Below are 18,871 nucleotides of genomic sequence, written 5' to 3' on the forward strand. Positions count from 1 at the left end.
CGAACATCAGCAGATCCTCGCCCGGGATTCTCGATGCGATCGCCAATGCGCTGCGCCTCGACGATGCCGAACGCGCCCATCTTTTCGATCTGGCGCCACCCTCAACCACTCGATTCCACCGGCTGAACGTGCGACCACGGAACCGAAGCCAGTGGTGATCGGTCCGCGAGTGTGGGTCGGTGCGAACTCGACGATCGTGCCCGGCGTGCGCATCGGTGAAGGGGCGATCGTCGCCGCCGGGTCGGTCGTCACCAAGGACGTAGCACCGAACACCATCGTCGGCGGAGTTCCGGCCAAACCGATCCGCGAGATCGACGCCTGAGGATCAGGCAGCCACACTGATCATGGCGTCCTGCCCGTCCATGCCGGTGCGCCACCGGGCGGCGAAGTGTCGCTGGTTGTGGTGGTGGTGCCCGAACGTACTTCCTCAATCGCATGTCGCCTCCGGTCCGGCTACAGCGTCAGCATGACCTTCGTTGCGGTTCGCCCATCCATCGCGGAGTACCCCTGCGCGGCCTGATCGAGGGGAAGCACCAGGTCGAATACCTTGCCGGGATCGATCTCGCGTTTCCAGATCCGGTCAATCAGGGTGGGCAGGTACTTCCGGACCGGAGCGGGACCGCCGTGTAGATGGACCGCGGCGAAGAAGACCTGATCCATGGGCAGCGTCACGCCGTCGTGCGCGACACCGACGAAGCCGATGTGTCCGCCGGATCGGCAGGCGCAAATAGCCTGCATGAACGACTCCTGGGTACCGACCGCCTCGATGACGCTGTGCGCACCCAGCCCGTCGGTCAGTTGCTTGATCTCCGCAATTCCCTCGGCGCCGCGCTCCTCGACGATGTCGGTCGCGCCGTATTCGCGTGCCAGCTTCTGTCGTTCGGGATGACGCGACATCGCGATGATCCGGTCGGCTCCCATCTGTTTGGCGGCGAGCACCCCCATCAGACCGACCGCACCGTCACCGACCACGGCAACCGTCTTTCCTGGCCCGGCTTCCGCGGCGTCCGCGGCGAACCAGCCGGTGCCCAGCACATCCGACGCGGCAAGCAACGATGGGATCAGATCGGGTGCCGGCTCGCCCGGAGTCTTCACCAGGTCCCGTCGGCGTAGGGGATACGCGCCTTTTCAGCCTGGGTTCCGATTCCACCGTGCACGAACTCGGCATGCACGCATTTCGACGGGTAGCCGTCGAGGCAGATCGGACACTCGCCGCACGAGATGACGAAACTGCCGACGACGAAGTCGCCCGGTCTTAGGGTCCGCACCGCCGAACCGACTTTTTCGACGACGCCGACGTACTCGTGCCCCATCTTGGTACGGTCGACCGGCTCGACGCCTCGGTACGGCCAGAGGTCAGACCCGCAGATGCAGGTGGCGGCGAGCCGGATCACCGCGTCACGTTCGGTGACGACGACGCTTCCGGGGGCATCCATGATGACTGCTCGTACCTCGGCGACTCCTTCGGTTCATTCGCACCTTGCATGTGCTTTCCATCCAGTTGAACACGTCGCACAGGTGTGGGGGAGTCTTCGTCGAGACAGGTACCGCGAGGGACTCCCAGCCATGTTGGCGACCGCATCACCACCATGCATCCCCAAACCGATCACCTCGGCGGGTCGCGTCGGAGTGATTGCTCTGCCAGCACAGAAGTACGTGCCACCTGGTACGGCCACCTGGGGCCAGTAGATTGAGGGACATGTTCCTCGGTGAGGCCCGGACTATCGGAGTGCGCCAGAGACGCCGCATGTAGCGCCGAATTCAACCGATCGTTCTACATAGCGTTCGCGTTGCTGGTCGTGTTGTCCGTGTGGATCACGCTGTCGATGTTTGCGACTGTCGACGTTGTCAGCAACCACCTCGGCCTCCAGCGCAGTCTCGTGTGGCTTGGTGTCGTGCGGGCGGGCCCCATCGTTGGTGCTGTCGTATGGCGACTGAGCAGGCGGTACGCCCGGCGAGCTGTTGTCGCAGTCGACGGCTGTCGCGTGGCGTCATCAGGTCAGTCACGCAGTGCGGAGCGCGCGGTACACCGCCTCCCCGATGAACGAACCCAGTGAGTCCGGCGTCCAGGTCGGCGCAGCGTCGTCCTGTGCCAGGAGTGTGCGCACCGCACCTTCGCCGGAGGAGACCCACAGTTCGACCAGCGCCGGCAGTTTGGCTTCGGCGTCGAGGGTTCCCCAGGAGCGCAATGTGGGTTTCAGCAGTTTCGCACAGCGCGCCGAGACCACTGATCGTCCGCGTCCGAACAGGTCCATGACTTCCACGTCGGGGCTTCCGTACAGCAGCAGCCACGCCTGCGGCCGCGCTTGGACCGCTGTCAGCAGAGCCACAAAACCGTCGATGAAGACGCCCTCGGTGGCGTCGACCTGCCGATTGCGAAGGATCTGCGCGATGGCTTCGCCGAAGTAGCGTTCTTCGCGCGCGATCAACGCCTCGAGAATCTGCGTGCGTCCGGGGAAGGCCGCGTAGACCACCGGCCTGGTCACCTTCATGCGTTGGGCAATCGCGACGACGGTGACCGCGGAGATGCCCGACTCCACGGCGATCTCCAACGCGACGTCGAGGATCTGCGGTCGACGGCGTTCCGGGCCCAGGTGCGCAGCCCGTCGCTTCGACGTGGCGGCAGTGCCCGCCTCTACCGTGGGTGACATCGCCGACACTATGAGGCGCTCGATGACTGACCACGTCCCAGGCGGCCATATCGTTTCCGGGCGTCCTCGACGGTGACGACCGACGGCGTCGACGGGGGAGACACAGTGATGTGCTGGTGGTACAGCTTTCCGGTCATCGGCCCGATGGTCTGACGCAGCCCTGCTGACAGGGCTTCGGGGTGGCTCGCAGCGGCGGCGACCGCCGCACGAACGAGCGGCCGATACACGACCTCAAGACCCCATGGGAGCTCAAATCCGCCGAGCTCACGCATCCATCGCGGAAGCGTCGAGATCGCTGCCGGCGCCATCAGATGCGCGCCGAGCCAGAGACGTGCGCCCTTTGAATACGGAGTGAACAGCAGATAGTGCATTCCGCGTCGTGCACGCTCGGAGACGCACAGCGAGGGGCGGACCTGCTCGAAGTATTCGCGAACCTCGGCACGACTGGCCGGCACGCCGGAGCCCTTGCATGTCTGGAGCTGCGCGGCGATGACACACTCCTCCCAGTACCGGGCCTCTTCGTCCGGCGACAGTGGGCCGGGACCGTACATCTCGAAGCACTTGAGTACCGAATGCCAGCCGGTCACATGGATCCAGAGCTGTGAGTCAGGATTGTTGGCACTGTAGCGCCTGCCGGTGACCGGATCGATACCGGTCGACTTCGCATGCACGGCCATGAGGTGTTCGGAGGCTTCGATCGCCATCTGGCTGTCGCCGACGGCGGCGATCAGGAAGTAGGCGAACGTGTGGTCGAGCCGGCCGAACGGGTCGTCGTAGATGCCACCGAGATCGGCGACGGCCGCGGTCAGTGCCGGATCGAAGTGTTCGAGGGCGACCGCACGCTGGAAACCGATCGCCGCGGTCGGGGCGGTCCACACCTTCCAGGTGGGGGAGCCGGGTCCGAAGAACCCGTAGTCGACACTGCGGATCTGCAGCTCAGGCGCACTGAACTGCGGACGATCGACGGTGGTGGGCACGATCCGAGCTCCTTTATACAGTGGTGAATGAATTTCATTCACGAATGTAGCATGCTTGACGCACAAGGGGAGCGGTGAACCGAACCCGTACATTTTTCAGCAGCACGAGGAGGCCGGTGTGCAGCACACCGAGCCCTGTGGTGCCTGCGTCAGGCCCAGGTCGGAGCCCTCCGGGGCGAGGGCGGGGGCCTCGCCGAAGGTGTCTGAGTCGGCCAGGACGGTGTAGACCTCCCAGCGTTCGCCGTCGGGGGCGCCGACCCACACCTTGTCCTGGGTGGCGAAACAGCAGGTGGTGTTCATCTGCTCCTCGGTGAACAGCCCTTCGCCGGCGAGGCGTGCGATCTCGCCGTGCACGGTCTCGCTGGAGTCGACTTCGACACCGAGATGGTTGATGGTGCCACCCTCGCCGCGGTTCTCCAGCAGGACCAGTTTCAGTGCGGGTTCGGCGATTGCGAAGTTCGCATAGCCGGGCTTGACCTTCGCGGGGGTGGTGTTGAACAGCTTGCTGTAGAACGCGATTGACGCTTCCAGGTCGTCGACGTTGAGAGCGAGTTGGACGCGGGACATGAGTACCTCCAAGGCTTCGATGAATGTCGAAGTATTCGACTGCTCTGTTGTAACCCATAACTTTGATATATGTCAAAGGGTTGGTAGATTGGACGGTATGCCCAAGCCATTGCCCGTCATCGATGTCAGCGCTCCGATCTGCTGTGCACCTCTGGCGGCCGGGCCGATGTCGGCCGAGGATGCGGTCGAGCTCGCGCTGCGACTCAAAGCTCTCGCCGACCCTGCCCGTATCCAGATGATGTCGCTGCTGATGGCGAATCCGGCCCGCGAGATGACCGCCGGCGATCTCGCCGCCGCGGTCGACGTTTCCGGCGGCACCGCGACGCATCACCTCAACCAGCTCCGTGGGGCAGGCTTGGTCACCTCGGAACGTCGCGGTGTGAACAATTTCTATCGCGCTGAACCTGCCAGCCTCGAAGCGCTCCGTGGGGTCCTCGACACTTGTTGCTGAACGGTCGGTCGTGGTTCGGGTGGGGAGGTCGTCGGATCCGGCGACCGGCGAGGCCGATCAGAATTGGATCACAGAGGCGCACTACTGAATACCCTGCATATCCGATTACTGCGTATGGCACCTAGTAGTCACCGGACAGGGGAGCCCGTGCGCCATGCCTGAACCCATTAAGGTGCTCTTTGTGTGCGTGAGCAACCGCGGCAAATCTGTAATGGCCGAGCATCTCACGCCGATGGTCACCGATCGGATCTCTGCGGCGTCGGCCGGGACCAGTGCGAAGATCGGCGGCCGGGTCAACGACCTGTCCGCTCAGGTGCTCGCTGAGGTCGGCGCCGACGTCGCCGAACATCAGCCTCGCCAACTCGCCGACGAGCTGATGCGGGCCGTGGATCTGGTCGTGGTGGTCGGCACTGCCGTCGTCACGCCGCCGGAGGGCGTCGCCCTTGAGGTGTGGAACACCGACGAACCGTCCGAACGTGGCATCGACGGCATCGAACGGATGCGGCTGATCCGCGACGACATCACTAACCGGATCCGCACTCTTGCCGACCGGCTCGGGCGGTAGGCGAGAGCGCGACGCGCCTCGGGAACGCATCAGTGCAGGTTGTCGGCTCGTGCCGAAAATCAATCCGCCGGAGCAGTGTTGGGTGACAACGGATCTGAGACAAGTGACAAGTACTTGAGACTCGCCACCTCGGAGATCAATGACTCACGGGTGGGTGAATCCGGGATAGCCGTTCGCCGCTACGTCGGTGCATCGGCTGATGTAGCCGGATCCGATGTAAAAGGTGAACGTGCGCCACTTGCCGGGGATGTTGGCGCCCAGGTACCAGGAGTCGGCAGTCTGGAAAAGTGTCTTCTCGGCCATCCCGGCGACGTCGGTCATCCACTTGTCCTGCGCGTCCTCGTCGGCCTCGATTCGCTGCTTTCCCGTCCGTTCGGTGTAGGCGATCGCGTCGCTGATCCATTCGACGTTGTGCTCGTTGTTGAGGAGAACGTTGCCGATCACCGCGACGCCGCCGGGCGCGGTCGGCAGGAAGAGGTTCGGGAGGCCGGCGGTGGCCACCCCGAGGTAGGTCTTCGGTCCCTGGGCCCACGCGTTGTTGAGGCTGCGCCCGCCGACGCCGCAGATATCAACCTTCGAGAGCGCGCCCGTCACCGCATCGAAGCCGGTGGCCAGTACCAGGATGTCGATCGGCCGCGGGCGCCCGGCTCACTGGAGCAACGTGAGGCGCTGCTCGCGGCCAGCGATGTGCCGGTCATCGCCGAGTCGGCGACCGAGTCGGCCTTCGATTTTCGAGCTGAATACGAGGCCGGCCTGGAGCTGCTGCTGCGCGGTATCGGGGCGTGAGTCGCCGGTCCGCGTGTTGTTTGGGTGGCTACGCGGAGGCCAGCAGTCCGGTGATCGTGATGCGGATCAGATCGCGGACGGTGTCGGTGAAGTCCATCTGGCCGGCGGCGAGTTGCGGGTAGAGGTCGTACGCGGCCTGGATGGCCGGCGCCGGACGGGACTGCGGCCAGGCTCCGGCGGTGAGCAGGATGGTGTAGGCGAGCACCTGCCACGCTTGCGCCTCGGAGAGCTCGGGCACTGCACGCACCATCGCACGGACGACGGTCTGGACCTCGCCGCCGATCGCGTACTTGTGCTGCATCGCCACCTCGGTGGAGATGTTGCGTTCTAGGACGGCCGACTGCGCGCTGATCAGGTCGCACAGCACCGGTCGTGCGGCGATTGACTCTGCCATCAAGTCGGCGACCTGGGCGATTCGTTCGGCGCGATCAGCGGGGGTTTCGACGAGCATCGCGTCGACTTGCGCTGCCCACTGGTGGAGCTCGGCGTCGAGCAGTTGCAGCAGGATCGCTTCGCGGGATTCGAAGTAGCGCAACACGTTTGACTTCGCCAGGCCGACCCGGCGACTCAGCTCGTTGAGGCTGACCTGGGCCACCGGCATCTCCTCGAGCATATCGCTCGCGACAGCGAGGATGCGCTGGCGCCGCACCTCTCGCTGTTCATCGCTGCGTGCACGTTGGAAACTCATGTCAACCATATTTACAGACCACCCGTCTCTTGACAAGAGACCGGGTGGTTCATTAATTTGGATCGTATCGAACAGAGGTCTTGGCCCGGTTTCCGGCGATGCCGGCCACGGTGATCGCCGAACGTGTCGGCTGGTCCGGTGGCCGGTCCTGGTTCGCCGAGAACGTCGCCCGAATCCGGCCTGAGTATGCTCCGGCCGATCCGTGTGATCGTCTGGTGCATTGCCCGGGTGAGTGAGCAGTTCATTGAGCCATGCCAGGCGCTGGTCTGAGTGATCGTCGGGGTTGTTTTGGCTTGCCGGAAATCGATATTCACTGAGCGGTTGATCTTGCTGCTCTTCGCCCAGATAAAGAACGTCCGGATCAAGTGGCGGGTGGTCGGACCCGATGCTAGTTACAGTGGTTTACTTAACATAATGTATATTATCGGCTTGCTCTGGACCTGGGTGAATCGCACGGTAGTGGCGTGATGCCTGGGTGCCGACGGCGTCATGTCCTGGTGCACTGCATCGGCCCTGCGGCAGCCGAGTGGCGACACCCGGCCGGACGATCGAGGTCGCGTTGGCGTGAGCAACTATGCGGTTTGACGAGGGTCTGATGCGGACGACTCGTGGCGGTGCGGGGCCGGCCGAACGAAACGCGGCGCTCGTGGCCGGTGGACAGTATCCGGCTCAATTCGTAGCGGCCGTATGGTCCCCCTTGGATCCCCGAGGCCGGCGACCGTGGTTCCCGGGTCCGGAGTGACGCCATTCTCTCCCCCGGTAGCAGGCAAACCGTCACTGTGACGTATCGGGGGATCAGCCATGTCGGCTACTCCGGCTGAACATACCCAAATGTATGGATAATCTGAAATATCCATACAACGGAGCGGCGCCGGTCCGGTGTGGACACGGCGCCGCTCGTTGTTGACGTGTTCGTCTACAGGCCGGACGGCACGACCTTGCCGTTCACGGTCACCTCGACCTTGCCGGTCTTGGTGTTGAAGGTGACCTTGCCGTGCTCGAAGGTCGAGACCTTCAGATTGCCTTCGGTTTGCTCATCACTGGTAGCTGTGCCCAGTGGGCCGGCCGAACCGTTGGTACCGGTGGTCTCCGGCGTGCCGTCGGCCGCGCGCGGAACGTTCCAGGCGTCGCGGATCTTGCCCCAGGTGATGTACGCGGGTGTGCCGGCATCTCCGTTCTTGGCGGTGATCGCGCCGCCTTCGAACTGCTGGAACACAACACCGCTGTCACGGGTGCCGGCGTTGCGGTCACCGTCGAGCGGCTTGCCGAGGTCCTTCTTCTGGGCTGAGGTGGCCGACTTGTACTTGGCCGCGATCGGTCCGGTCAGCGTCACGTCGCGGCCCTGCGCACCGGACAGTGTCACATCGGAGCCTGAGTCCGAATCCTCCCCCGCGGTCTCCGAGGCGGATGCGTCGTCGGTGGCGCTGGCATCGGCCGATTCGTCCTCGCTGGGTGCTGATTCGCTCGGAGCTGATTCGCTCGACGGTGCCGCGGATGTGTCATCGGTTGCTGCCGTTGAGGTGTCGGACACGGCAACGGTCGTCGACGCGCTGGTCGATGCGCTGTCGCTGTCGTCATCGCTGCAGGCGGCGCCGATCAGCGCGACGGCGGCCAGACCGGCGACGACGGCCATCCGGCGGTGGGCGAGCTTGGTCATAGGGTTCCTCTCGGTTCCGGGTCATTCGAGCGGCCGGGGGGGAACCGCTCGACGGTCTGACTCTAGCGGTACGGACCGTGCGGTAGGTTCTCGTTCGCCGGAGCGGCGTTCGGCATGTCGTGACGTGGATCCCGGTGCGCCCGCCGATCGGCAACTCGTGTGCAACGAATCGCGCCATAGTGTGGTTCAGGCCACATCGTGTGAGGAGTATCGGAAATGGGACAGACAACGTTGCGTGACCTGATGGCACTGCCGACTTCACCGGCGCCGCTGAGTGATTCGGCGCTGATCATGATCGACTGCCAGAACACCTACACCCAGGGCGTGATGGAACTCGACGGCGTTCAGAACGCACTCGACGTCGGTGCCGAACTCCTCGACAAGGCGCGCGGGCTCGGTGTTCCGGTGTTGCATATCGTGCACGATGCCGGCGAAGGCAGCCCGTATGACGTCAACGCCGAGATCGGCCAGATCGCCGACAAGGTCGCCCCACGCGACGGCGAGCCGGTGATCATCAAGAACTTCCCCAACTCCTTCGTCGGCACCGATCTCGATGACCAGCTGAAGGCGCTCGGCAAGACCAACCTGGTTGTGGCCGGTTTCATGACCCACATGTGCGTCAATTCGACGGCGCGGGGGGCGTTCAATCTGGGCTACTCCCCTGCGGTCGTCGCCTCGGCCACCGCGACCCGGAGCCTGCCCGGCGCGGGCGGCGTCGAGGCGGACGCATTGCAGGTGGCGAGCCTGGCCGCGATCGCCGACCTGTTCGGGCTGGTTGTCCCCGACGTCGCGGCGATTCCGGAGTAGTGGCCCCGCCGGAGCCGGCCGAGCAGCGTCAGGTCCTACTCGACGAACGCACCCGGACGCTGGCGCTGATCGAGTCGCTGACGGCGAGATTGTCGGAGGTGGTCGAGGCGTCGGCGGACGAGGCCTCCGACGACGAACACGACCCGGAGGGCACGACACTGGCCGTCGAACGCGGTCAGCTCGTTGCCCAGCTGGCCCGCTCCAGGGTGCGTGTCGAGGAGATCGATGCCGCCCTGGAACGCCTGGGCCGGGGTGCGTACGGCGTGTGCCAAACGTGTGGGACTCCTATCGACCCCGAACGGCTCGAAGTGCTGCCCGCCGCCCGGCAATGTGTCAGGTGCGCGATGCACGGCGGGTCGACACGCTGGTGATCGGGTCGGCACCGGTGCTGCGTCACTAACCGAGGTGGCGGTCCGCGATGAACGCGGTCGCCGAATGGGCCGCGTGAGTCGCGGCGTTGTGCAGATCCTCGCCCTCGGCGAGTCGTATTGCCAGCACGCCGGCGAAATGGTCACCGGCACCTGTGGTTTCCACGCCTTCGGCAGCCGGGATAACGGCGATCGAGGAGGTTCGCTCGGGCGTGGCGACGATGACACCGCGGGCGCCCAGCGTGATGACCGCCGATGCCGTGTACTTGAGCAGCGCCCCGGCGATGTCGGTGCCGATGCCGGCGTAAGCCCTCGCCTCGTGTTCGTTGACGACGAGTGGATCGGCGGCGGCAAGTACCTGCTCCGGCAGCGGCGCGACCGGGCTGGGATTGAGAACGAATCGTCTACGGTGATGCGTACACCAGCGGGCCACGGATTCGGTGACAGCCCTGGGGCTTTCGAGCTGGGTGAGCACGACATGAGGGTCGAGCGCGTCCAGCGCGGTGACCACGGCCCCGGCGGACAGCAACGAATTCGCACCCGGGATGACCACGATCCGGTTGTCGCCGGACGCATCGACCTCGATGAACGCGCGTCCGCTCGTGTCGCCCTCGACACCGACGTACGTGACATCGACACCCGTGGACCGGGCGTTCGCCAGCATCGCCGCACCGGCGGAGTCGTCGCCGACCGTGCCTATCAGTGCCACAGATGACTCGGCGTCGGCGGCGGATGCGGCGGCGATCGCCTGGTTGGCGCCCTTTCCACCGCACCGTTCCCGCACCGACGACCCGAGGACGGTCTCCCCCACACCCGGCCGGACGTCAACGGTCACGACCACGTCCATGTTGAGGGTGCCGACGACGGCGACTCGCGTGGGACTCACGTCGCGGACGCTACCACCGGAGGTCCCTGAGTAGACTCTGAACACCAAACCTCGCTGATAGCAACGGATTCCGGAGCCTACGGCAAGTCTTGCCCGGTTTCTGCGCACCGGCGGACTAGCATCGATTGTCGGGACCACGACGGGATGCGAGGTTGACGATGTGCCAATACTGCGGGTGCCGGGAGATGCCACTGCTACGCGACTACACCGCCGAACATGAACGGGCGATCAACCTGGGCGGAGGTGCGGTGCGGGCACTCGACGCCGGTGACACCGCAAAAGCCCAGAACCTTGCCGAACGGATGGCAGAGGAACTGCGCACCCACTGGCGCGGCGAGGAGGCCGGGCTGTTCACGCAACTTCTCGACGAGGACGACATCTTCGCCGAGTACATCGATCCGCTCGTGCAGGAGCACCGCGACCTCGACGCGTTCATGGTGTCGATGGACCTGTCGAATCCGGCCGATCAGACCAGGTTCCGCGACGAGGTGTCCGCGCTGCACGAACACATCGCCAAGGAAGAGGATTCGCTCTTCCCCGCTTCAGTCACCACCCTGTCCGGCGATCAGTGGGACGCCGCGATAGCGGCGTGGTACACCGCCCACCCGGGTGCCACGATGCTCGAAGCCTGAACAAGAACGTTTCGGCAGGCCCACGACAGGCAAGCGAAGCGGACGGAGTCTCACGGCGATGCTCGGCAGCCGAACCTACCGCTGGGTACGCTCGGCAGAAGCGTCACTGACAACGATCAAGGAGATCCCATGACCGCCTATCAGAAGGTTTTCGGCATCGTCAACAAGGCCGTTCTGCCCGCGTTCGGTGTGCCCGTCATCAACAAGGCGCTGGGTAAGTCGATGACCGTGGTGACCTACACCGGACGGCGTTCCGGCAAGACCATCGAACTCCCCGTGGCCTACAAGCGGTCGGGTGACACCGTCACCATCTTTGTGGTGGCACCCGACCAGAAGCAGTGGTGGCGCAACTTCACCGGAGAGGGCGGACCGGTCAGCCTCGCCCTCGACGGCGGCACCCGGACCGGCCATGCGGTGAGCAGCCGCGACGACGCCGGCAAGGTCGCCGTGAAGGTGACGCTCGACAGCCTGTGACGTTGCCCAGCTAAGTAACGGGACTCGGTGTCTCCGGCGGAACATATCTGACGGGAGCAGCGAACCTTTGACAAGAGTTTCCGATATGTCGCACCTGTGCCATATTGTTCAGTGCGTTCCACTCTGGTGCAGGGTGGCTGACCTGATCTTTTGTCAAGGAGACCCGATGTCCTTATCCGACTACGAAGACCGTGCATACGAGCGCGTCAAGGACCGCAAGGAGAAGGATCTCAACAAGACCGTGCGGCGGATTGTGCCCAAATCTGTGAAGCAGTACGGGCGCAAGGTCGCTGACAAGGTGCAGGCGACGCCGGGGGCCGACAAGGTTGTCGACGCGGGTTCAGCGGCACTGGCCACTGCCGCTGAAGGCGCTGGCAAGTTTATGCTGCGAACGGGTCAACTGACCACCAGTGCAGACCGTGTGGCAAACGCCTACCGCAAACGTGGCCATGTCGTCACGAGCATCTCAGATATTCGGGCTCTCGACTTGGCGGAGATCGACAAGGTCGCATCGTTCCGGCGGCTCCAGTACACCTACGCGGTTACTGCTGCGACCGAAGGAGCCGCAACCGGTCTTGCCGTGAGTGGTGGCCAGGTAGCTGTTGCCGCTGGTGGTGTCGCTGGCATGGGAGCGGGTGCAGCTCCGGGGCTTGGCGTCGTTGCCGGTGCGGCAGGAGTCGACATTGCTGCAATGCTGACCGCCTGCAGCAGAGCGGTGGCGCATGTAGCGCTCTATTACGGCTACGACCCACGAGACCCTGCGGAAGAAGTATTCATGATGCAGGTCATTGGGTTGGGCATCGCTGGTACGGCGAGCGGCAAAGCCGTCGCCTATCAACAGCTAGCCGTGTTGACTCAGAAACTGGCGCGGAATGCGACTTGGGCCGAACTGAACAAGCACACGTTGACCAAAGTGGTTCAGAAATTTGCAACATCATTTAGCCAGAAGATGACTAAGAGGAAGCTTGGTCAGTTCATTCCGCTCGCTGGCGTCGGAATCGGAGCCGCGATGAACTACAAGATGCTCGACGACGTCGCAGAGGCCGCCTACTGGGCATATCGTGAGCGTCTGCTCATTGACAAGGGCGCGGTGAGCAACCCTGTATCGGTTGTGGTGACCGATCCGTCCGACGCAGATGCGATCGATGTTGTCGCCTTGGTTGAGGACTCCGCCGACGTAGACGACGGTTCTCAAACGGTCACGTCGCCTGGTGGCAATCTGTCTTGAGCCTAGACGGCCAAGTCGGTGCGATCGCTCCACTCGTCGGCCGACCTTTGTCGGCCGGGGGTAGTTCCCGGCCGACAAAGCCTATGCACTACTTCATCGAGCCGGTCTCCAGGTAGCGCTGGTGGAAGGCGAACGTCTCACCGAGAAGGTGGGGTGTCTGGCCGGCGCCGGTGGCCGCCTGCGCACGCAGGAAGTAGTCGTCGAGCGCGTCCCGGTAGTCCGGGTGGGCGCACTTGTCGATCATGGCGCGGGCACGTTTGCGCGGTGACAGGCTGCGCAGGTCGGCGAGGCCTTGCTCGGTGACGATCACCTGGACGTCGTGCTCGGTGTGGTCGACGTGCGGCACCATCGGCACTATCGCGGAGATCGCTCCCCCACGTGCCGTGGACGGACTCAGGAAGATCGACACGAAGCCGTTGCGGGCGAAGTCGCCGGAACCGCCGATACCGTTCATGATCTTGGTGCCCATGATGTGGGTCGAGTTCACGTTGCCGTAGATGTCGGCTTCGAGCATGCCGTTCATCGCGATGAGACCGAGCCTGCGGACCACCTCGGGGTGATTGCTGATCTCCTGGGGCCGCAGGATGATCCGGCTGTGGTAGAAGTCGATGTTGGCCTGCAGGTCCTCGAAACCGGCGTCGCTCAGTGCGAGGGCGGTGGTCGAGGCGTGGGTGACGATGCCCTCCTTGATCAGGTGCAGCATGCCGTCCTGAATAACCTCGGTGTAGCAGCTCAATCCCCGGTATCCACCGTGGTCGAGGCCGCCGAGCACAGCGTTGGCCACGTTGCCGATACCCGCTTGCAGCGGCAGCAGGGTGTCGGCGGGCAGACGGCCGGCCTTCACCTCGTGGGCGAAGAAGTCGAGGACGTGATCGGCGATGGCCTGGCTGACGGCGTCCGGCGCGGTCACCGGGCTGCCCGCATCGGGTGAGTGGGTGCGGACCACGGCGACCACCTTGTCGGGGTCGACGCGGAAGGTGGGCTGGCCGATGCGGTCGTCGACCTTGGTGATCATGATCGGTTTGCGGTTCGGCGGTAGTGCGGTGCCGTAGTAGATGTCGTGCATGCCCTCGATGTGCGAGGGGATCCCGGAGTTGACCTCGAGGATGACCTTCTCGGCGACGTCGAGCCAGGTCTTGTTGTTGCCGACCGATGCCGACGGGATCAGCTCGCCCGATTCGGTGATGCCGGAGACCTCGACGATCGCGATGTCGACCTTGCCGTAGTAGCCGAGCCACACCTGCTGCGCCACATGCGACAGGTGGATGTCGACGTAGTCCATGGTGCCGGAGTTGATGCGGCCGCGGGCGGTCGGTTCCGACTGGTACGGCATGCGCAGGGCGATGCCGTCGACCTCGGCGAGCAGGCGTTCGGTGTCGGTGGACACCGATGCGCCGGTCAGGAGGTTGATCGCGAAATCGGTACCCGCGGCACGGACCTGGCCGATACGGGCGGCGAGCGCCGGAATGGTGTCCTTGGGCGTACCGGCGCTGGCGAAACCGCTGATTGCGACTGTGTCGCCGGGATGGATGAACTTGACCGCGTCGTCAGCGGAGACCACCCGCTGACGAAAGGCGGCGGACCGAATGCGGTCAGTGGACTCGGCCTGGGCTGTTGACGTGCTCACCCTGATGAAAATACGCCGTTGGCGGGCCGCCGCAATTCGGTTACGCAGATAACTCTCCGGAGACTTCGGGATACTGGCCGGTACCGTCCCGGGTGCCGTCGGCGACGGTCCGTCCGTCGAACGACGAGTGTCTGGCCGGGCGTCGCGATGAGGTGTGTAGTGGGTGAAACGGCGTCGAGACGAGAAGGTCCACAGCGATGGGTGAGGCGAGCCGAGCACGACGGATCCGCGTGGGAGCGGCGATGACGACAGTGGTCGCCACCACTGCCCTGGCGCCGGGGGTGGCCGCGGCCTCTCCCACTGACGTGACACGTCCGGCGACGCTGTGCCGAGCGGTCGTCGGTTATCCGTACGCGCCCTTCATGAAGATCCGTGAGACGGTGACCGTCGAGCAGGCGTGGCGGTTCGTCGCACAGCCCGACGGCAAGTCCACCAACGCACCGAGGACTGGCACCGTCGACGTCAGGATCGACACCGATTCCAACTACGGTCCGATCTACCGGACCGACATCGGAGTCCACTGGCGCAACAGGACCACCGGACGGTCCGGCGTCGCGACCGGTTCGGGGCATATCGCCGGAGACGCCGTGTATCTGGCGGTCGAGGATGTCACCACGGGTGCTGGTGATGTGCGATTCCGGTTTGTCTTCACCACTGTCGGCACCGCCGGCGGCTCGGCGTCGTGGAACCAGCACGGATCGTGCACGGCCCAGCGTGATTACCGGGTGCTCTGAGCGCTTCAGCCGAAGACGGCCACCGTTTGGGTTCCGATCAGGACGGGCGCACCGTCGGCATCCCACATCGTCATCTGCTGGGCCGAGTAGCCGCTGTGGGCGACGACGCTGACCGAGCGCAGCAGGAACCAGCCGTTGGGGTCGACGGGCTTGTCTGCGCAGATGTTGACCGTCCACGACATGGTGCTGATGGGTGCCCAGCCGGTGAATGCTGCCATCGCGGCCGGTGGCAATGCATCGCCGAGGGCAACCAGCGCTACGTCCGGGTCGACGCCGGTGGCGTCGAGATGCCGTACCCAGCAGAGCAGTTCGGGGTACTCGGCACCGGTGAGCGGGGTGGCTCCGCCGGCGACACGGGTATCGAAGTTGTGGACGAACGCCGGCGTGAGGTCACCGGCCCTCGGTGACTCGGGGCATTCGTGCGGGCCGGGGACTTCGGGTACCGCGAGGACCGCATGGGTGACGGCGGACTCGCGCGTCCCCGAGAAGATCAGCGAGGAGGTGGCCGCGACCTGGCCGCCGCTGATGCCCTCGACGGCGTAGCTGGTCGCCGACCGGCCACGGCGCAGGCTGCGTGGATGTACCGACACGGTGCCCGATGCCGGTGCGGTGAAGGCGAACTGCGCGGACCGTAGTGGTGGCAGTGCGTCGCCGGCGGATGCCTGCGCGGCGGCGACCGTCAGTGCGGCGGTCAGCCCGCCGTAGGCGGTGCGTCCCTGGGTCCAGGTGTCCGGGATGGCGAATTCCTCGCCCGCGGTGAAGGTGTCGAGGGTCTCGTTCAGTGTGCCCACGTGCGGGTGTTCCTTTCGTGTTGCGGTGCCCTGTGCAGTACCAGTTTGGTGGTCCGAGCCTGGTACGCGTTCGGGGCGTCGTCCCAGTCGGCGAGCGTCGTGGTCACGAGCTCGGCCGGAAAATCGGTGTCGGCGACGAACTTCAGCAACTCCGGAAGCACCGGACGGACATGGGAGACGCTGATCCGCAGTGTCGCGGTGTTGGCGTACATCTGCATCAGTGGCACTTTGGTGCCCGGCGGCACGTAGTACCCGACGGGTGTGCAGAGTCCGCCGGGGGTCAGCGACCGCAGCGCGGCGTCGACGCCCGCGGCGCTGGAGGTGCCTTCGACCGCGAGGTCGTAGCGGCCGGGCAGGTCGGCGGGCCGGAGCTTGCCCATGCGGACCTGACGCGGCGTGGCGCCGAGCTTCTCGGCGATGGCAAGACGTTCGGGACGGTGGTCGACGTAGTCGACGGTGCCGGCTCCCAGCGCCACGGCCAGACCGGCGGCGTAGAGGCCGATGCTCTGCGCGGCGCCGCCGAGGATCACCACGGATCCGCCGGGTCGTTCGGCGAGGCCGGGTGCCACGCAGCGCCAGGCGTCGGCGAGGTTGTCGCTGGCGGCGGCCACCCGCAGCGGGTCGACGCCCGCGGGCACTTTCACGAGCATGTGGTCGGCGTAAGGCACGCGCAGCCGGTCGACGACCATGCCGCCCCACGGTCCGCTCGCCGGCCCGAAACCGTAGGCGGCCAGGGTGCTGGTGGATGTGGTCGAGCACTTGGCGGTCAGTCCGCGGCGGCACTCGACGCACTCGCCGCACGAGACGGCCCACGGCACGACGACGATGTCGCCGATCTGAAGTCCGGTGACCTCGTCACCGAGTTCGACGATCTCGGCGATGCATTCGTGGCCGATGGCGAACGGGCCCTGGAACGGGATGTGTCCGCAGATGCTGCCGACGATCGGGTCGACGAGGCCCGCTTTCATGCCGAGTTGCATGGCACGGGAGACATTGCGGTGGATGGGGAGGGTGTCGCCGTCGCAGCGTCCGGCGACGAACGGCCGCACAATCGCATCCCGTGGTTGCTCCAGCCGCGGGTTGGGCTTCTCGCGCCATTCGAGTTGGTGGGCCTTGATGAAGTTCAGCTCACGCATCGAACACCCCCGGTGTGTGGAGTGTGCGACGGGCGTCGCCGGACAGTTGAATCATCGGCATCGAAGGTCACCTCGTTGATCGGCCAGCGGTTATAACACTCGTTATACCGCGCTTCGGACGCTACGCTAAGACAGTCGTCATAAGCAAGGGTGGAGGACTCGAATGGCCACACGCACACCGCGCGATCAGCTCATCGCCGGCGCCGCCGATCTGCTGGCGCGGCGCGGGCTGCGCGCCACCAGCGTGCGGGATCTCGCCAAACACTCCGGCGCTCCCCTGGGCTCGACCTACCACTACTTTCCCGGCGGCAAGTCGCAACTCGCTGTGGAGGCCGTCGGCTATACCAGCGCCTTCATCTCGCGCGTACTGGTCCGCGAACTCGCTGCCTCGGGGCCGGTGGACGGATTTCGCTCGTTCCTCGACATGTGGCGGAAGATCGTGACCGACAGTGATTTCCGTGCCGGCTGTCCGGTCCTGGCCGTCGCCGTCGAGGAACCCGACGATGACGACGATGCTCCGCTGAACGCGGCGTCCGCGGCGTTCGACGACTGGGTACGTATCCTCGCCGGCTCCCTCGTCGAGCACGGCGCCGGCGAGGCCACCGCGAGGCAGACGGCCACACTGGTGGTGGCTTCGGTCGAGGGCACGGTCGCCATCTGCCGGGCCCAGCGCAGCACGGCGGCTCTCGATGACATCGACGCGGTTCTCGCGCCGCTGCTGCGCCGGGCGATCGGCACCACAGGCTGACCCGCACACTTCTGACTCGTACCGGCCGCCCGGACCTCAATCGGCCATGGTCGCGGCCGCTGTGATGGACACTTCAATGGTGAGTATCACGACAGTAGCGGCCGTCGACTATCACACCGGCGGTGAGCCTTTCCGGATCGTCGAACAGGTCCCGGATCTGGCCGGAGGCACTGTTGCCGCGAAAAGGGTTGCAGCCGTAAATGATCCGGATATCGACGGGCTGCGCCGGTTCCTGTGTTTCGAGCCACGCGGCCATGCCGACATGTACGGCGGATTCCTTGTGCCGCCCGATGACGACGGCGCGCATCTCGGGGTGCTGTTCTGGCACAAGGACGGTTTCTCCACCGCGTGCGGGCACGGCACGATCGCCCTGGGTGCGTGGGCCGTGGGCACCGGGCGGGTGCCCGCCGACCCGACCGGTGTGACCGATGTGGTCATCGACGTGCCGTCCGGCCGGGTCACCGCGCGTGTGCTCTCAGCGGGCCGCCGGGTCACGGGGGTGGAATTCGTGAATGTCCCCACCTATCTGCTGCACCGCGATATCGCGGTGCCCACCTCGCGTGGGACCGTCGGTGTGGACGTGACTTACGGAGGTGCGATCTACGCGCAGGTCGATGCCCGCGGCATAGGGCTGGAGGTGAATCCGGAGTCGCTGACCGAACTGATCGCCCTCGGGCGCGAAGTGAAGCGGGTCCTGCACGATTCGCCGTACGCCGAGCACCCCTCCGACGACAGACTCAGCGGCATCTACGGCACCATCTTCTACACCGACGACGGGTCCGACGCCGACGGCAACCCGTGCCAGCGCAACGTGACGATCTTCGCCGACGGCCAGGTGGACCGCTCCCCCTGCGGATCCGGCACCAGCGCCCGGGTGGCGACGCTCGCGGCGCGGGGCGTACTCGGTGACGGCCACAGGCTTGTGAACCGCTCCATCGTCGATTCGGTGTTTCATGCCCGGGTCGGCGCGAGGTGCGAGGCCGACGGCCATGACGCGGTGATCCCCGTGGTGCTGGGCACCGCCTACCGCACCGGCGAGCACCGGTTCACCGCCGATCCCGACGACGACCTGGTGCCCGGCTTCGTGCTGCGCTGACC

20 protein-coding genes and 2 pseudogenes are annotated in these 18,871 nt (G+C 65.4%); 11 read left to right on the top strand and 11 right to left on the bottom strand.

Features of this window, described 5'->3' with window-relative positions; translation table 11 throughout:
- Positions 1 to 154: 154 nt before the first annotated feature.
- Positions 155 to 307: pseudogene (locus tag GOAMR_RS25485) on the top strand (DapH/DapD/GlmU-related protein); the annotation flags it as partial.
- A gap of 146 nt (positions 308 to 453) precedes the next feature.
- Here the strand turns inward: GOAMR_RS25485 and GOAMR_RS04790 are convergent.
- From GOAMR_RS04790 to GOAMR_RS04805, 4 genes and pseudogenes are all read right to left on the bottom strand, one after another.
- Positions 454 to 1,436 (bottom strand): annotated as a pseudogene (locus GOAMR_RS04790) (zinc-binding dehydrogenase).
- A gap of 567 nt (positions 1,437 to 2,003) precedes the next feature.
- The gene (locus GOAMR_RS04795) at positions 2,004 to 2,651 is read right to left on the bottom strand and encodes a TetR/AcrR family transcriptional regulator (RefSeq protein ID WP_040514429.1); all 648 of its coding nucleotides are present in this window, start codon (positions 2,649 to 2,651) and stop codon (positions 2,004 to 2,006) included.
- A gap of 8 nt (positions 2,652 to 2,659) precedes the next feature.
- Entirely contained in the window at positions 2,660 to 3,628 is a 969-nt protein-coding gene (locus GOAMR_RS04800) for an oxygenase MpaB family protein (RefSeq protein ID WP_005183379.1), read from the bottom strand.
- A gap of 96 nt (positions 3,629 to 3,724) precedes the next feature.
- Positions 3,725 to 4,195: an ArsI/CadI family heavy metal resistance metalloenzyme gene (locus GOAMR_RS04805; RefSeq protein WP_005183382.1), complete on the bottom strand. Its 471-nt coding sequence runs from the start codon at positions 4,193 to 4,195 to the stop codon at positions 3,725 to 3,727.
- 97 nt (positions 4,196 to 4,292) lie between these two features.
- Here GOAMR_RS04805 and GOAMR_RS04810 point away from each other — a divergent pair, with 97 nt between their 5' ends.
- Both GOAMR_RS04810 and GOAMR_RS04815 read left to right on the top strand, forming a co-directional pair.
- A complete protein-coding gene (locus GOAMR_RS04810; RefSeq protein WP_005183384.1) occupies positions 4,293 to 4,646 on the top strand; it encodes an Rv2640c family ArsR-like transcriptional regulator in 354 nt (117 codons plus the stop codon).
- Between the two features lie 154 nt (positions 4,647 to 4,800).
- Complete coding sequence (locus GOAMR_RS04815) at positions 4,801 to 5,211, top strand: arsenate-mycothiol transferase ArsC (protein ID WP_005183388.1); 411 nt, start codon at positions 4,801 to 4,803, stop codon at positions 5,209 to 5,211.
- Between the two features lie 144 nt (positions 5,212 to 5,355).
- On the opposite strand, the gene GOAMR_RS04820 is transcribed toward GOAMR_RS04815, so the two are convergent.
- From GOAMR_RS04820 to GOAMR_RS04835, 3 genes are all read right to left on the bottom strand, one after another.
- Positions 5,356 to 5,805: an NAD(P)/FAD-dependent oxidoreductase gene (locus GOAMR_RS04820; RefSeq protein ID WP_040514386.1), complete on the bottom strand. Its 450-nt coding sequence runs from the start codon at positions 5,803 to 5,805 to the stop codon at positions 5,356 to 5,358.
- 220 nt (positions 5,806 to 6,025) lie between these two features.
- Positions 6,026 to 6,685: a TetR/AcrR family transcriptional regulator gene (locus GOAMR_RS04825; protein WP_244427260.1), complete on the bottom strand. Its 660-nt coding sequence runs from the start codon at positions 6,683 to 6,685 to the stop codon at positions 6,026 to 6,028.
- 916 nt (positions 6,686 to 7,601) lie between these two features.
- A complete protein-coding gene (locus GOAMR_RS04835; protein ID WP_005183396.1) occupies positions 7,602 to 8,342 on the bottom strand; it encodes an LGFP repeat-containing protein in 741 nt (246 codons plus the stop codon).
- A 216-nt stretch (positions 8,343 to 8,558) separates the two neighbouring features.
- On the opposite strand from GOAMR_RS04835, the gene GOAMR_RS04840 reads away from it, so the two are divergent.
- The gene (locus GOAMR_RS04840) at positions 8,559 to 9,149 is read left to right on the top strand and encodes a cysteine hydrolase family protein (protein WP_005183400.1); all 591 of its coding nucleotides are present in this window, start codon (positions 8,559 to 8,561) and stop codon (positions 9,147 to 9,149) included.
- Positions 9,149 to 9,520: a TraR/DksA family transcriptional regulator gene (locus tag GOAMR_RS04845; RefSeq protein WP_005183404.1), complete on the top strand. Its 372-nt coding sequence runs from the start codon at positions 9,149 to 9,151 to the stop codon at positions 9,518 to 9,520. Before GOAMR_RS04840 ends, GOAMR_RS04845 begins: the two co-directional genes overlap by 1 nt.
- 25 nt (positions 9,521 to 9,545) lie before the next feature.
- Here the strand turns inward: GOAMR_RS04845 and GOAMR_RS04850 are convergent, their stop codons facing one another.
- A complete protein-coding gene (locus GOAMR_RS04850) occupies positions 9,546 to 10,403 on the bottom strand; it encodes a PfkB family carbohydrate kinase (RefSeq protein WP_040514388.1) in 858 nt (285 codons plus the stop codon).
- A gap of 185 nt (positions 10,404 to 10,588) precedes the next feature.
- On the opposite strand from GOAMR_RS04850, the gene GOAMR_RS04855 reads away from it, so the two are divergent.
- From GOAMR_RS04855 to GOAMR_RS04865, 3 genes are all read left to right on the top strand, one after another.
- Complete coding sequence (locus GOAMR_RS04855) at positions 10,589 to 11,035, top strand: hemerythrin domain-containing protein (RefSeq protein WP_005183411.1); 447 nt, start codon at positions 10,589 to 10,591, stop codon at positions 11,033 to 11,035.
- Between the two features lie 129 nt (positions 11,036 to 11,164).
- Positions 11,165 to 11,509: a PNPOx family protein gene (locus tag GOAMR_RS04860; protein WP_005183415.1), complete on the top strand. Its 345-nt coding sequence runs from the start codon at positions 11,165 to 11,167 to the stop codon at positions 11,507 to 11,509.
- 166 nt (positions 11,510 to 11,675) lie between these two features.
- Complete coding sequence (locus tag GOAMR_RS04865; RefSeq protein WP_005183418.1) at positions 11,676 to 12,737, top strand: EcsC family protein; 1,062 nt, start codon at positions 11,676 to 11,678, stop codon at positions 12,735 to 12,737.
- An 88-nt stretch (positions 12,738 to 12,825) separates the two neighbouring features.
- On the opposite strand, the gene scpC is transcribed toward GOAMR_RS04865, so the two are convergent.
- The gene (gene scpC / locus GOAMR_RS04870) at positions 12,826 to 14,364 is read right to left on the bottom strand and encodes a succinyl-CoA:acetate CoA-transferase ScpC (protein WP_040514390.1); all 1,539 of its coding nucleotides are present in this window, start codon (positions 14,362 to 14,364) and stop codon (positions 12,826 to 12,828) included.
- 242 nt (positions 14,365 to 14,606) lie between these two features.
- On the opposite strand from scpC, the gene GOAMR_RS04875 reads away from it, so the two are divergent.
- Complete coding sequence (locus GOAMR_RS04875; RefSeq protein ID WP_040514391.1) at positions 14,607 to 15,098, top strand: hypothetical protein; 492 nt, start codon at positions 14,607 to 14,609, stop codon at positions 15,096 to 15,098.
- Between the two features lie 5 nt (positions 15,099 to 15,103).
- Here GOAMR_RS04875 and GOAMR_RS04880 read toward each other — a convergent pair whose 3' ends face one another.
- Together GOAMR_RS04880 and GOAMR_RS04885 are read right to left on the bottom strand one after the other, a co-directional pair.
- On the bottom strand, positions 15,104 to 15,889 hold the full coding sequence (locus GOAMR_RS04880) for an acyl-CoA thioesterase (RefSeq protein WP_005183431.1): 786 nt from the start codon (positions 15,887 to 15,889) through the stop codon (positions 15,104 to 15,106).
- Complete coding sequence (locus tag GOAMR_RS04885; protein WP_005183435.1) at positions 15,877 to 17,025, bottom strand: alcohol dehydrogenase catalytic domain-containing protein; 1,149 nt, start codon at positions 17,023 to 17,025, stop codon at positions 15,877 to 15,879. The genes GOAMR_RS04880 and GOAMR_RS04885 overlap by 13 nt, the downstream gene beginning before the upstream one ends.
- 163 nt (positions 17,026 to 17,188) lie before the next feature.
- Between GOAMR_RS04885 and GOAMR_RS04890 the strand changes: the two genes are divergently transcribed.
- Both GOAMR_RS04890 and GOAMR_RS04895 read left to right on the top strand, forming a co-directional pair.
- A complete protein-coding gene (locus tag GOAMR_RS04890) occupies positions 17,189 to 17,773 on the top strand; it encodes a TetR/AcrR family transcriptional regulator (RefSeq protein ID WP_005183440.1) in 585 nt (194 codons plus the stop codon).
- 79 nt (positions 17,774 to 17,852) lie between these two features.
- The gene (locus GOAMR_RS04895; protein ID WP_211599610.1) at positions 17,853 to 18,869 is read left to right on the top strand and encodes a proline racemase family protein; all 1,017 of its coding nucleotides are present in this window, start codon (positions 17,853 to 17,855) and stop codon (positions 18,867 to 18,869) included.
- Positions 18,870 to 18,871 lie beyond the last annotated feature (2 nt).

Source organism: Gordonia amarae NBRC 15530 (assembly GCF_000241345.1).
GTDB classification, from domain to species: domain Bacteria; phylum Actinomycetota; class Actinomycetes; order Mycobacteriales; family Mycobacteriaceae; genus Gordonia; species Gordonia amarae.

What these genes read in the sequence shown, in the direction of transcription:
- GOAMR_RS04810 (WP_005183384.1), top strand. Translation starts at nt 4,293, where the DNA reads ATGCCCAAGCCATTGCCCGTCATCGATGTCAGCGCTCCGATCTGCTGT.
- GOAMR_RS04805 (WP_005183382.1), bottom strand. Translation starts at nt 4,195, where the DNA reads ATGTCCCGCGTCCAACTCGCTCTCAACGTCGACGACCTGGAAGCGTCA.
- GOAMR_RS04795 (WP_040514429.1), bottom strand. Translation starts at nt 2,651, where the DNA reads ATGTCACCCACGGTAGAGGCGGGCACTGCCGCCACGTCGAAGCGACGG.
- GOAMR_RS04825 (WP_244427260.1), bottom strand. Translation starts at nt 6,685, where the DNA reads ATGAGTTTCCAACGTGCACGCAGCGATGAACAGCGAGAGGTGCGGCGC.
- GOAMR_RS04885 (WP_005183435.1), bottom strand. Translation starts at nt 17,025, where the DNA reads ATGCGTGAGCTGAACTTCATCAAGGCCCACCAACTCGAATGGCGCGAG.
- GOAMR_RS04835 (WP_005183396.1), bottom strand. Translation starts at nt 8,342, where the DNA reads ATGACCAAGCTCGCCCACCGCCGGATGGCCGTCGTCGCCGGTCTGGCC.
- GOAMR_RS04840 (WP_005183400.1), top strand. Translation starts at nt 8,559, where the DNA reads ATGGGACAGACAACGTTGCGTGACCTGATGGCACTGCCGACTTCACCG.
- GOAMR_RS04890 (WP_005183440.1), top strand. Translation starts at nt 17,189, where the DNA reads ATGGCCACACGCACACCGCGCGATCAGCTCATCGCCGGCGCCGCCGAT.
- GOAMR_RS04855 (WP_005183411.1), top strand. Translation starts at nt 10,589, where the DNA reads ATGCCACTGCTACGCGACTACACCGCCGAACATGAACGGGCGATCAAC.
- GOAMR_RS04875 (WP_040514391.1), top strand. Translation starts at nt 14,607, where the DNA reads ATGACGACAGTGGTCGCCACCACTGCCCTGGCGCCGGGGGTGGCCGCG.
- GOAMR_RS04860 (WP_005183415.1), top strand. Translation starts at nt 11,165, where the DNA reads ATGACCGCCTATCAGAAGGTTTTCGGCATCGTCAACAAGGCCGTTCTG.
- GOAMR_RS04865 (WP_005183418.1), top strand. Translation starts at nt 11,676, where the DNA reads ATGTCCTTATCCGACTACGAAGACCGTGCATACGAGCGCGTCAAGGAC.
- GOAMR_RS04815 (WP_005183388.1), top strand. Translation starts at nt 4,801, where the DNA reads ATGCCTGAACCCATTAAGGTGCTCTTTGTGTGCGTGAGCAACCGCGGC.